10 protein-coding genes are annotated in these 12937 nt (G+C 42.8%); 4 read left to right on the top strand and 6 right to left on the bottom strand.

The window, feature by feature from the left end; translation table 11 throughout:
- The 4 genes from ISX59_RS19675 to ISX59_RS19690 all read right to left on the bottom strand — a co-directional run.
- Positions 1-952: 6-bladed beta-propeller (locus tag ISX59_RS19675; protein ID WP_220576207.1), on the bottom strand; the 952-nt coding region annotated here is incomplete at its 3' end.
- 129 nt (positions 953-1081) lie between these two features.
- Positions 1082-1348, bottom strand: coding sequence for an NVEALA domain-containing protein (locus ISX59_RS19680; RefSeq protein WP_005797066.1), 267 nt, complete (start codon positions 1346-1348; stop codon positions 1082-1084).
- A gap of 232 nt (positions 1349-1580) precedes the next feature.
- Entirely contained in the window at positions 1581-1802 is a 222-nt protein-coding gene (locus tag ISX59_RS19685) for an NVEALA domain-containing protein (RefSeq protein ID WP_032541087.1), read from the bottom strand.
- Between the two features lie 124 nt (positions 1803-1926).
- On the bottom strand, positions 1927-3318 hold the full coding sequence (locus tag ISX59_RS19690; RefSeq protein ID WP_220576208.1) for a winged helix-turn-helix domain-containing protein: 1392 nt from the start codon (positions 3316-3318) through the stop codon (positions 1927-1929).
- A gap of 216 nt (positions 3319-3534) precedes the next feature.
- Between ISX59_RS19690 and ISX59_RS19695 the strand changes: the two genes are divergently transcribed.
- From ISX59_RS19695 to ISX59_RS19705, 3 genes are all read left to right on the top strand, one after another.
- On the top strand, positions 3535-4371 hold the full coding sequence (locus ISX59_RS19695; RefSeq protein WP_005822640.1) for a Cof-type HAD-IIB family hydrolase: 837 nt from the start codon (positions 3535-3537) through the stop codon (positions 4369-4371).
- A 554-nt stretch (positions 4372-4925) separates the two neighbouring features.
- Positions 4926-6401, top strand: coding sequence for a cysteine--tRNA ligase (cysS, locus tag ISX59_RS19700; RefSeq protein ID WP_005812284.1), 1476 nt, complete (start codon positions 4926-4928; stop codon positions 6399-6401).
- A 110-nt stretch (positions 6402-6511) separates the two neighbouring features.
- Positions 6512-6916, top strand: a complete 405-nt coding sequence (locus ISX59_RS19705) for a PaaI family thioesterase (RefSeq protein ID WP_005779558.1) — start codon at positions 6512-6514, stop codon at positions 6914-6916.
- Here the strand turns inward: ISX59_RS19705 and ISX59_RS19710 are convergent.
- Entirely contained in the window at positions 6906-7787 is an 882-nt protein-coding gene (locus tag ISX59_RS19710; protein ID WP_032530739.1) for a DUF3108 domain-containing protein, read from the bottom strand. The genes ISX59_RS19705 and ISX59_RS19710 overlap by 11 nt on opposite strands.
- On the bottom strand, positions 7723-9645 hold the full coding sequence (locus ISX59_RS19715; protein ID WP_080720180.1) for an Ig-like domain-containing protein: 1923 nt from the start codon (positions 9643-9645) through the stop codon (positions 7723-7725). The genes ISX59_RS19710 and ISX59_RS19715 overlap by 65 nt, the downstream gene beginning before the upstream one ends.
- 105 nt (positions 9646-9750) lie before the next feature.
- Here ISX59_RS19715 and ISX59_RS19720 point away from each other — a divergent pair, with 105 nt between their 5' ends.
- Positions 9751-12858, top strand: a complete 3108-nt coding sequence (locus tag ISX59_RS19720; protein ID WP_032542257.1) for a glycoside hydrolase family 2 TIM barrel-domain containing protein — start codon at positions 9751-9753, stop codon at positions 12856-12858.
- The last annotated feature ends 79 nt before the right edge of the window (positions 12859-12937 follow it).

The raw sequence follows: 12937 nt of genomic DNA on the forward strand, positions 1-12937 counted from the left end.
CTTCCGCTGTTTTCTCAAAAAAGAAACTCTTGCCGTCATCCTTTCGATAAAAAAGATTTATCCGATGCCGAAAGCCAAACGTCAACATGGTATAATAATATTTTTTATTCTGAAATTGATGCCTTAATAAATAAGGCACAGTAGAATCACGTAAATACTGCAACATTAATTTATATTCTTCAACCTTTTTATCCTCTAATAAAGTGAATCCATACTCCTTCAAATCAAGATTATCTTTTCCAAAATCCCAACGGTATGCAACCCGTAAGCTATCTGTCCTTACTTCATATACTTCATTTTGATAAGGATTGGAAAAATATACTTTATGTTCATAATTATAAAAAGGTTTAGAATTCAGAGTAGTGAGAACGGGAGGAACATGCCAAAATTCTTTCACATTCTTGGAAGACTCTTTAGAAATAACGCTGATACAATTATCATTCTCAGAGGCAGGTAGTGTCCATGTAACGAAATACTTACTCTCCAGCTCCTCTATCAATTGATAATTTGCCCTCGTTGGCAGTTCTATTTCTTTTATGAATTTTCCATCCAGAGAATACACATAAAGAGAGCCAAATGGAGATAGCATATACACTGCATTTTCTTTTTCTTTAATAACGGCATCGTATATTTCACGATACTCTCCGGGACCTTGTCCCTTTTTACCTATTTTATGCAAAAGATGCCCTTCTTCATCAAAAGAAAACACAGCCGGAACCCCTTCATCGACAATATAATATCTGTTATCTTTAATAATAACTTTCACAGGCCTTACAAGAAAGGAACTATCATTGGTTTCCAATGGAATGACAGATATTTTAGAAAATAATTCTTCCATTGGAACAGGGCGTTCAACCAAATCGACATGTAATACTTCACAGTCGGTTTTATCTCCAGTACTTTTACATGAAAAAAGTACAAACAAGAGAAGTGGTAACAAGATATTCTTCATAACTTTATTAGATTAGATTAACAATGCAGGAAGTTATACCAAGAAATTTGTAGTAATCATCTCCTCTCCTGTATTTTAAAAAAGGAAATGAAGAAACTCTAAACATTTGGTATAACTTCTGCTTAATAGTTAACAGGTACAAGAATATATTTGACTACCGTCAAAATGACAGTTTCCCCAATCATCATAAACCTTGTAGCAACGTCCTACTCCATCAGAACACGTACGGGAGCAAGTGATAGTAGCACCACCCTCAGTATCGCCTGCCAATGCTTCGACATTAGCCATCACCAAGTCTGAAACTATTTTCTCTGTTTTCTGTGACTGATATATATTGTAGCCTGCAAAAGTTGCGACTACAGCGACTATCAGGGCCGCGAAGATTTTCTTACTCATAATTTTCACACCTTTTTATGAGGTTAATAATTTTGTTGTTTCTTGTGTCTCTTTTTCGGGGAATCACCCACCCGCAGAAAAAGTAAATGATGCACCTACTGATTCTTACTTAAATTCATTACCTTTGTAACCTATAAACCTCCTTTCTTTTGAAGGTTTTTCCGGGAGTGGACGATTCTAAACTTTTCCAGAGCATGCATCGTTCCACTCCCTTCCCAACCCAATTAAATATTTAATATCCTTTAAATATATATTTCACACCACTATGATTAACAGGACAATCCAAAGAGCCTACACCTATACAAGAAATATGTGTATATTCCTCACCTTCAGCCAATGCTTCAACATTCTGCAATGACAAAGAATCCAACTTATAAGATTGCTCTCTGAAATACGAGAATACAGCCAATACGAAAATGGCAAAACAGCCAATTGATTTTAAATACTTTTTCATATACTCGGTTGTTTTAGTAACACATAACAAATATAGACGATTTCTTCTGTCTATTAAGAAAACGTTCCTTACTAAAACTTACAAGTTAAAAATCAACAAAATGCCCCCCTTACCAAAACTTACATCAAAAGAGTTCTCTCTGCGAAAAGTCATCACTCTTCTTAGGCAGCACCAACTGATACCCGCCTTCATTTTTCACCTTTATGATAACACGAGTAGGCGCTAAAGTTTTACGCAAACGAGAAATAGCCGTCCATAAACGATTCTTATCCTTTTGACGATCAGCCCACATCATTTCAAGCAGTTCTTCAGATGATAGTTTATTTTCAGGAGCCTCTAAAAAAAGGAGTAAAAGCCGACTACCCTGAGCATCCAGTTTTATCCGGTTTCCGGCACAATCCAAAATATGATTTCGAGGATCAAAAGTCAACTCTGAACAGAGTTTATAAATGACTAATTCTTCACCAAACATTTCTTTTATTTTTCTCAGTTCTGCTATTTGCTGTTCGCATGCAGCCAACTTTTGTTGAAGCTCTTCCCGATCTATCTTTTCCTTTTCCAATTTATCGGAAAGCATCGTTATTTGGAGCATACGCTCTTGACAATCCTTTGCAAGAATACTTTGCTGTTCTTTGCTACGTTTCTTCTCTACTGACAATATTTCAATCTGAACTTCTTTTTGTTTATGCTTCTCCCGTAGATCACTCAGTTCTCTTATCCGCATTTTTTCTTCTTGTTGAAGCAAATTCAATTGTTGTTCATATTGCCTGCGTTTCTCTTCTAAATCTTGATACCGCTCTCTCTCCTTCTCCAGCCTTTCCTTTAGAAGCTCTTCTTCAACCTCCGAATCAGACAAACGTTTTTTCACCTTATACACATAGTAGAAAAAAGCAATAAGTATAAAAGTCACTCCAACAATAAGGACAAATGAAGAAGAAGAGTATCGAATCACCGACCAACAAGTAGAAGATAAAAAACCGGCAACCTCTACCTCACACTCGTTCCCGACATAGGCAATCCAAATGGGCGATACAAAACAATCATTGCCACAACTCCCTTCAGAACGAATACATTTACTTGAATCGACAGTAACTACCTGTACAGAGGTTTTAGCGACAATATGCCACATTCTCAAACTATCTGCCCAAATCCGATTCAAAGTATCAGCAGAAAGCTGCTTCTCCATACAAACAACAGAATGCAAAGAACGCTCATTAAAATCAGAAGATATATTTTTCAAATCCTTTTTTACATCTACAACATAATCTTTTGTACCAAACTCAGTTTTCACAGAAAGTCTGGTCCAAGGAGCCGTTGCACCCGATACATTCATAGACACACATGGTAGATCCAGTTCCCTTTCCATTCGCAGCATTTCGCCTTTTAATGCCTGTATGAATAAATTTTTTGATTCCACACGCATCATCTCATTACTTCTCTGATAGAAATAACAACCTATTAATAAAGCTACCAATAGTGTCCCTCCAATACCCCAAATTAGTTTTATCGGCCTCATATCTAATTCTCTATTTATACAAATATCGTGTATTTATTTCTGGTTTTAAAGAAAATAAAGAAAAATTTCAAGACAATAAATTCCCCAATAGCATAAACGTATCAAAGCGCATCAAACAGACTACGTATCATTAATTCTTTATTTACTCGCATCCTGTTTGGTGATATACCCAAAACCACTACCTTTGCACCCTCAAAACCCAAACAAAAGCGACTGATGAAATACAAACTCCTCGTACTCGACTTGGACGGAACACTGACCAACGCTAAAAAAGAGATAACTCCACGCAACCGAGAAGCACTGATACGTGTACAACAACAGGGTGTGAAACTGATACTTGCATCGGGACGTCCCACCTTTGGTATTGCACCCTTGGCCGACGAACTGCACATGAAGGAGTTCGGCGGATTTATCCTCTCCTATAACGGCGGAGAAATTATTGACTGGAGTACCGGAGAGATCGTTTATGCCAATGTATTGCCGGACGAAGTGATACCTCGGCTATACAAATGCGCCACACGCAACCAACTCCCTATCCTGACTTACGACCGGCAATATATCATCACTGAATATCCCGATGACGTGTATGTCCGGAAAGAGGCTTTCCTCAATAAAATGCAGATATATCCTTCCAAGGATTTTCTGAAAGATATCCGTCTGCCGCTTCCTAAGTGCTTGATTGTGGGTGAGCCACATCGTCTGATTCCCATTGAAGCCGAACTTTCGGTAGAACTGCAAGGTCAACTGAATGTTTACCGCTCGGAGCCCTTCTTCCTCGAACTGGTGCCACAGGGAATAGACAAGGCACAATCTTTATCTGTCTTACTTAACAAGCTGAACATGAACCGGGAAGAGATGGTGGCTGTAGGCGACGGCTACAACGATCTTTCAATGATTCAATTTGCCGGATTGGGTGTAGCCATGGGCAATGCACAGGAACCGGTAAAGAAAGCCGCCGACTACATTACCCTTAGCAACGAGGAGGACGGTGTAGCTGCGGTCGTAAACAAGTTCTTTACAAAAGCACCCGAGAAGGGGGAGACAACAGCTTAAACACAGAAATTAATAAGAAAGCAAGTTGATTTCTCCATGATATTAACGCGTTATATATAAGTATATTATCATTCATCATACTAAACTTATCTCAGCCCGTATACCCGGGCCGGTGGGCCCGGGTATGCGGGCTCATGGGCACAGGTATGCGGGCTTATGGGCCCGGGCATGCGGGACGAGATAAAGTCCGGACCATTTTCACTAAAGATACTAAGGAAAAGGAAATGCTTTAAACGGCATAAACAGATAGATAACACGCTATATACAATTACAGATCAATACCTTATCCATCAAAAACAGTGGGTGGAAGATGGAAGATAAAGGTGGAAGATAAACGGCTTGAAAACGCTATCTTCCACCCATTCATTTCGTTGATAATTAGACAAATAAACAGAAAAAGGTGGAAGATGGAAGATCGGAATGCATTTTTCGTATGAATGGTCCGATCTTACATCAGACACATATACTTACAGAGAATAATCCGGCAGAACACGTCCCAATTCAAATTATTTATTCTAACTTTGTGGTTTAAAACAGAATAAATCTCAAACGTTATGGAACATCAACTGACGATTTACAACACTTTAGATAGAAAAAAAGAGCTGTTTGTGCCTTTGCACGCTCCACATGTGGGCATGTATGTCTGCGGACCGACGGTATATGGCGATGCACATCTGGGACATGCCCGTCCGGCCATCACGTTCGACGTACTCTTCCGTTATCTCACCCGGTTGGGCTATAAAGTGCGATACGTGCGTAACATTACCGACGTAGGCCACCTGGAACATGACGCAGACGAAGGGGAAGATAAAATTGCCAAGAAAGCCCGTCTGGAACAACTGGAACCCATGGAAGTAGTGCAATACTACCTGAACCGGTACCATAAAGCCATGGAGGCACTGAACGTACTTCCCCCCAGCATTGAACCACATGCCTCGGGACATATCATCGAGCAGATCGAATTGGTAAAAAAGATTCTGGATGCCGGCTATGCATACGAAAGCCAGGGTTCGGTATACTTCGATGTAGCCAAATACAATAAAGACTACCATTATGGTAAACTCTCGGGACGCAATCTGGACGATGTACTGAATACAACCCGCGAACTGGACGGACAGGAAGAAAAACATAATCCTGCCGACTTTGCCCTTTGGAAGCGGGCACAACCGGAACACATCATGCGCTGGCCTTCGCCATGGGGTGACGGTTTCCCCGGCTGGCATGCCGAGTGTACAGCCATGGGACGTAAGTATCTGGGCGAACACTTCGACATTCACGGAGGAGGCATGGACCTTATCTTCCCGCACCACGAATGCGAAATCGCACAGTCGGTAGCTTCACAGGGTGACGATATGGTTCACTACTGGATGCACAACAACATGATCACCATCAACGGCACCAAGATGGGCAAGAGTCTCGGAAACTTCATCACGCTGGATGAATTCTTCAGCGGCTCACACAAATTGCTGACTCAGGCTTACAGCCCGATGACCATACGATTCTTTATCTTGCAGGCACACTACCGCAGTCCGGTGGATTTCAGCAACGAAGCATTACAGGCAGCAGAAAAAGGACTGAGCCGACTGATGGAAGCAGTGGATGGTCTGGAGAAAATCACTCCTGCAGCTACTTCGAACGTCGACGTAAAAAGCTTGCGCACGAAATGCTTTGAAGCGATGAATGATGACTTGAACACTCCGATTGTGATTTCACATCTCTTTGACGGAGCCAAGATGATCAATAATATCATTGCCGGAAACAATACCATCTCTGCCGATGACCTGAAAGAACTGAAAGAAGTATTCCATACATTCTGCTTCGATATCCTGGGCCTGAAAGAAGAAATCGGCTCGTCGGACGGACGTGAAGCCGCTTATGGGAAAGTGGTCGATATGCTGCTGGAACAGCGGGTGAAAGCAAAAGCTAACAAAGACTGGGCTACGAGTGACCTGATCCGCAACGAACTGACTGCACTGGGATTCGAAATTAAAGATACTAAGGACGGATTTGAGTGGAAACTGAATAAATAAAATCTCAGAAAATTATTTAAAAGCACCACAAAGGACGCGGAGGGAACAGGACTGATAACTTTTTCTGTATACTCCGCGTCCTTTTGTAATAAATCGGAACAGATATTAAAATGACAGCACAAGAATTCTTTAAAAATGACCTTTTTGCCACCAACGCAGGTGTAGAGTTGATTGAAATAAGGGAAGGATACAGTAAAGCAAAACTGGAAATCAAGCCCGAACATCTGAATGCAGGACAACGGACACAGGGAGGTGCCATCTTTACTTTGGCTGACCTGGCACTGGCAGCGGCAGCCAATTCACACGGCACACTGGCCTTCTCCCTTTCTTCCAACATCACCTTCTTACGGGCCAGCGGACCGGGCGACACGCTTTATGCCGAAGCACGAGAACGCTATACAGGACGCAGTACGGGTTACTATCAGATAGATGTAACCGATCAGGAAGGCAGGCTGATAGCCACCTTTGAGTCAAGCGTATTCCGAAAAAAAGACGAAGTTCCGTTTACTTTGTAATGATAGAGGTCTGGGGATGACGGTAACCGCTGACACTCCGCAGGAATGCTTTGGCCGAACCAAAGTTAAGGTGCATATCCAACCGTACCGGAAGATGATTCCGGTCGTCTGTTACATAAAACGTTATAACCTCTTTCTCCTTTCCCTTTTTATTGTACTCTACCAGTGAGAATATCAGACAGCGATAGGTCGTATCGTTTTCGGCAGTAATCTTCTTGATACCCCTGTAAATGAGGGTCTGCTCCTCTACCTTACGCCCTGTCGCCATCGGAAACTGAATACGTTGGCCGACGGTGTAATCTTTCGGATCGAACGAACGGGCCTGCGCCAGAATACTCAACATATCATAAATACACCGGGTATCGCTTTGCTCTGTCTCTGTGACACTCCCATCCTTACGCACCCGTTTCTGGTTGACGTAGCACATCCCGTTACGGAAAGAAAAACGGGCCTCATCAACGGTATAACGTTTTCCTTCTTCGGCACCTTTCCTGAAATAACGTGGCTCGAGTTTCTCCGTCATGACACTCGTTAAGGTATCCCGCATCTTAAAAAAGAAATCGGCTTCCTTACTGCTGATGGCCAGCAGATTGACCCGATAGGCAGGTTCGGAATGATACGTTGTGGAATTGGTAGTCAGACTGGCCAAGCCTACTTTCTTCCAGATGAATTTCCAGTTGAAATAGAGTTCGTACATGACGTGCTCACCGGATTTAAACGCATCGTTTTTCGCTTCACATTGTGCGTTACCCGACAATGGGAAAGCAAAAAGCAGAGCAATAATAAGACATACCAACTCTTTCCGCCTAATTGTTACGGCGGTTACGGTTAGCATTTTGACTATCTCGGGTCTTTTTCTTCTTGTCTTCATCTGGTTTCTGTTTTTTAAGTTCGTCCGGCTTTTGCTTATCCAGAGGCACAGCCGTCACATTCCAGTCCTGAGTGGCATCCCAGTTCGCTTTAAATTCAATGATATGCGGATAGTAGTATACCATCTCCGGCTGTATACCCTTTTCGTAGTCACCGGGATCCCATACTCCGTTACCGTTGGTGTCATTAATCAACCGGGCTCCATATTTGCCGGGATTCAGATAATAGAACTCCGCCCTCCCGTCAACCACCGGACGCCGTCGAAGCACTTTATCCTGATTATCCAACAGTTCGACAAAAGCAATAGAATCTGCTCCGGTTATATTGAGGAACACGTTACCATATTCTTCGATCTGGCGAACCTTGAAAGCTTGTTTTATTTTATTGGTAAACAAACCATAAATACCATGAAAAGCTGTAGAGTCAACGGCAAACTCATACTCTCCCCCGGGTTCCCAGTCATAATAGAGATTATAGCGGCGCACATCCAGTGAATCATGTTCGAACTCAAAAGAAACATCCGTCCATATCGTATCTACCTTCTGTCGAAGATGGATAGCGGCACTGTCAAAGCGCGCGACCGGTTCTTCGAAAGTCAGGGTAATATAATCGAATACGTCCATAGATGAAGGCGCGTGAGTATTTACCGACAAAAACTTGGTAGGTTCGGGCTCATCGTCTTTCTTCTTTTTCTTTTTAGGTTCTTCTTTCTTCACTTTCTTCGCAGCCAACCTCAGCGTATCTGTACGTGGGACCAACTGATTTAACGTATCTGTGTACAAATAGTTCAAACTCAACGTAAGCGTATCCTGCTTATAGAGCAACGAGTCGCGTATCCAATAATGGATAGTATCGTTACGGAATGTTTTTTCTACAATAAAAGCGTCCTTTTCATCGAAGTTCAGTCCTTTCAGTACAGGTAAAGAGTCCGCCGGAGCCGAAAAATACAAAGAAAACTTTTGGGGAGTAAGGCGTTCACTCTTAACCAGATATTGTGAAACAGAAGGTGTTTTGAACGAACGGAGCACAATATTATCGGGCAGGTAATAAGTATACTTCTGTTCAACAATAGTATCGATAGTCAGTGAGTCGACCCATGTGGTATCCTGACGTATTCTCTCTTCAAAGCGGGGAATAATCAATGAATCATTGAAAGCTACAGCTTCGGCTTTCTGATTATAGAAAAAGTTCTGATCGGCATCCATCAAACCGAAAATACGATATTTACCCGGTGCAACTCCACGAATCGTAAAATGCCCACGACTATCGGTGCGAGCCACACGATCAAAAGGTAATTTGGTAAAAGCCGAGTCATTCAGGTTGGAATGAAGCCCCACTAACATACCTTTTATAGGCTCCAGATCGGAAGCCTCAAGTAATGTGCCCGACACCTCCATCGTATCAATGGAAGCTCCCGTAGAGAACGTAAACGCAAAGTTACCAAGCGGGTTACCTTCATTGTTATCAACAATGGCATCGGAGAAATCGATAGTATAAGTTGTATTGGGTTTTAAAGAGTCGAGAAGATTTACGGTGATCCGCTTTCCTCCGGGTTTTATTTCGGGTTGTTGCAACTGGGGTGGTGAAACCACTACCTTTTCATTAGCCTTCTCGAGCTTAATGAACTCATCGAAATCAAGAACAATCTTTGACTTTTTATTATTTACAGCTCCTGCTGCCGGCGCACTGCCGATGAAGCGGGGTGGCGTTTCATCAAAAGGTCCTCCATCCGGACGCCCCATACTGGCACAGGAATAAAGAGTAGCCATCAAAATAGCGACGCCCAACAGACTACGGATGAATCGTTTTTTTCTATGTATACTGTCTTTTAACATGCTGCAAAAATAAACCTTATCCATTAATTAATGCTATACTTTACACTAATTTATTCAAAAAGAGTCTGCTTGACAAGACAAAAAACGTATCTTTGACCAACAATTTACAAACCTAATAAGATTAACCCCATGAAAAGACAACTGCTGACTTGCTGCCTGGCGATATGTAGCCTCGCAACCATGGCTCAACATGACGAATGGAAAAACCCCGAAATTAATGCGGTAAACCGTGCACCGATGCACACCAATTACTTTGCTTACTCTTCAAGTGAAGAAGCAGCGAAAGCTGACAAAGAAAACTCAAGTAACTTTTTAACCCTGAACGGAATCTGGAACTTCAACTGGGTGAAAGATGCCGATGCACGTCCGACCGACTTCTACCGGACTGACTATAACGACAAAGGATGGGGACAAATGAAAGTTCCCGGTGTATGGGAAATGAACGGTTACGGTGATCCTATTTATGTGAATGTAGGTTATGCCTGGAGAAACCAATACAAAAACAATCCGCCTTTTGTACCCATAGAAAACAATCATGTAGGTTCATACCGGAAAGAGATCATCATCCCTGCCGAATGGTCAGGAAAAGAGATATTCGCTCACTTCGGCTCGGTAACCTCAAATATGTATTTATGGGTCAACGGTAAATATGTAGGCTATAGCGAGGACAGTAAGCTGGAAGCCGAATTTAACCTGACCAATTACCTGAAACCCGGTAAAAACCTGATCGCTTTCCAAGTATTCCGCTGGTGTGATGGAACATATCTGGAGGATCAGGACTTTTTCCGCTACTCCGGAGTAGGACGTGACTGCTACCTATACAGCCGCAATAAGAAATATATTCAGGACATTCGTGTAACGCCTGATTTGGACGCCAATTATACAAACGGTACACTGGATATAGCACTCAACCTAAACGGAAGCGGAACGGTAGAACTGAATCTGGCAGATCCGACAGGGAAAAACGTAGCCACAGCCCAAGTTAGCGGAAACGGTAAAAAGTCTGTTGGCATGAACGTAGACAATCCCGCAAAATGGACCGCAGAAACACCCAATTTATATACATTGACTGCAACATTGAAAAGTGGTAACAATACCACCTTGGAAGTGATCCCGGTCAAAATAGGTTTCCGCAAAATAGAACTGAAAGGCGGACAAATCCTGGTAAACGGTCAGCCGGTGCTTTTCAAAGGCGCCGACCGTCATGAAATAGATCCGGACGGCGGATATGTTGTTTCACGTGAGCGCATGCTGCAAGACATCTTACGAATGAAACAGCTGAACATCAATGCCGTGCGTACCTGTCACTATCCGGACGACAATCTGTGGTACGACCTTTGCGACCAATACGGCATTTACGTAGTGGCGGAAGCCAATGTAGAATCACACGGAATGGGATATGGCAAAGAGACACTTGCCAAAAATCCATCTTATAAAAAAGCACATCTGGAACGTAACCAACGCAACGTACAAAGAGGGTATAACCATCCTTCCATCATCTTCTGGTCTTTAGGGAACGAAGCCGGATACGGTCCGAACTTCGAACAATGCTACACATGGATCAAGAATGAAGACAAAACGCGTGCCGTACAATACGAACAGGCAGGCACCAATCAGTTCACAGACATTTTCTGCCCGATGTATTACGATTATGATGCCTGCAAGAAATATTGTGAAGGCAACATAGACAAGCCCCTGATTCAGTGTGAATATGCCCACGCCATGGGTAACTCACAGGGTGGTTTCAAAGAATATTGGGATCTGATACGTAAATATCCGAAATACCAGGGCGGATTCATCTGGGACTTTGTTGACCAATCCAACCACTGGAAGAATAAAGACGGTGTAGATATTTACGGATACGGCGGCGATTTCAATAAATATGACGCTTCGGACAATAACTTTAATAATAACGGTTTGATCAGTCCCGACCGCCGTCCGAATCCGCATGCCCATGAAGTAGGATATTTCTATCAGTCCATTTGGACCACTCCCGCAGACCTTGCCAAAGGAGAAATAAAAGTATACAATGAAAACTTCTTCCGCGACTTGTCTGCATACTATATGGAGTGGCAATTACTGGCAGACGGCGAAGTAATGCAAGCCGGAGTGATTCAGGAACTGAACGTGGCTCCACAACAAACAGCTACCCTTAAACTGAATCTGAATACGGAAAATATCTGCCCATGCAAAGAACTGCTACTCAACGTAGCTTACAAACTGAAATCCGCCGAAACATTGATGCCGGCAGGAAGTACAGTGGCATATGACCAGTTGACCATCCGTCCGTACAAAGCCCAAACTCCGGAATTAAAAAACCGGAAGGCATCTAACATTGCCGTTCATGTACCGGTTATCAAAGATAACGATCATAACTACCTGATTGTAGAAGGTGAAAACTTCATTATTGAATTCAATAAACACAATGGCTATCTTTCTCGCTACGAAGCAGACGGCATACAGTTATTGAATCAGGGAGCCCAACTGACTCCCAACTTCTGGCGTGCTCCTACCGACAACGACTATGGAGCAGGATTGCAGCACCGGTATGCCGTATGGAAAAATCCGGGACTGAAGTTAACTTCTCTGAAACAGAATATTGAAAACGAGCAGGCGGTTATTCAGGCAGAATATGACATGAAAGCCGTAAAGGGTAAATTGTTCCTGACTTACGTCATCAACAATGAAGGCGCCATCAAAGTAACTCAAAAGATGGAAGCCGGCAAAGAAGAGAAAGTTTCTGATATGTTCCGCTTTGGCATGCAAATGCAAATGCCCGAGAACTTTAATGAAGTAGAATATTATGGCCGCGGTCCGATAGAAAATTACGCCGACCGTAATCACTCTACCATGCTTGGCAAATATCGCCAGACAGTTGCCGAACAATTCTATCCATATATCCGACCGCAGGAAACCGGAACCAAGACCGATTTACGTTGGTGGAGAGTATTGAACGTCAGCGGAAACGGCTTGCAGTTCGTAGGCGATACTCCTTTCTCTGCTTCTGCCCTGAACTACAGCATCGAATCTTTGGATGACGGAGCACAGAAAGACCAACGTCACTCTCCTGAAGTGCCGAAAGCTCCTTTCACCAATCTGTGCATTGACAAGGTGCAGATGGGATTAGGATGTGTCAACAGTTGGGGAACACTTCCGCTTGAAAAGTACCGCGTACCTTATCAGGATTATGAATTCAGTTTCATCCTGACACCTGTACGTCATAAAGTCAACATGTAAGGAATTAAAAAGAAACTCCTCAAAGCAACAATCAAACAGTGATCCGGAGTGTTCCGGGTCACTGTTTTTATATATACCT

This window comes from Bacteroides sp. FSHCM14E1 (assembly GCF_019633785.1).
In the GTDB taxonomy this organism is placed as follows: domain Bacteria; phylum Bacteroidota; class Bacteroidia; order Bacteroidales; family Bacteroidaceae; genus Bacteroides; species Bacteroides hominis.

Bases quoted from the DNA above. Each gene is read 5' to 3' on its own strand.
- ISX59_RS19680 (WP_005797066.1), bottom strand. From the start codon at position 1,348: ATGAGTAAGAAAATCTTCGCGGCCCTGATAGTCGCTGTAGTCGCAACT.
- ISX59_RS19685 (WP_032541087.1), bottom strand. From the start codon at position 1,802: ATGAAAAAGTATTTAAAATCAATTGGCTGTTTTGCCATTTTCGTATTG.
- ISX59_RS19690 (WP_220576208.1), bottom strand. From the start codon at position 3,318: ATGAGGCCGATAAAACTAATTTGGGGTATTGGAGGGACACTATTGGTA.
- ISX59_RS19695 (WP_005822640.1), top strand. From the start codon at position 3,535: ATGAAATACAAACTCCTCGTACTCGACTTGGACGGAACACTGACCAAC.
- cysS (WP_005812284.1), top strand. From the start codon at position 4,926: ATGGAACATCAACTGACGATTTACAACACTTTAGATAGAAAAAAAGAG.
- ISX59_RS19705 (WP_005779558.1), top strand. From the start codon at position 6,512: ATGACAGCACAAGAATTCTTTAAAAATGACCTTTTTGCCACCAACGCA.
- ISX59_RS19710 (WP_032530739.1), bottom strand. From the start codon at position 7,787: ATGAAGACAAGAAGAAAAAGACCCGAGATAGTCAAAATGCTAACCGTA.
- ISX59_RS19715 (WP_080720180.1), bottom strand. From the start codon at position 9,645: ATGGATAAGGTTTATTTTTGCAGCATGTTAAAAGACAGTATACATAGA.
- ISX59_RS19720 (WP_032542257.1), top strand. From the start codon at position 9,751: ATGAAAAGACAACTGCTGACTTGCTGCCTGGCGATATGTAGCCTCGCA.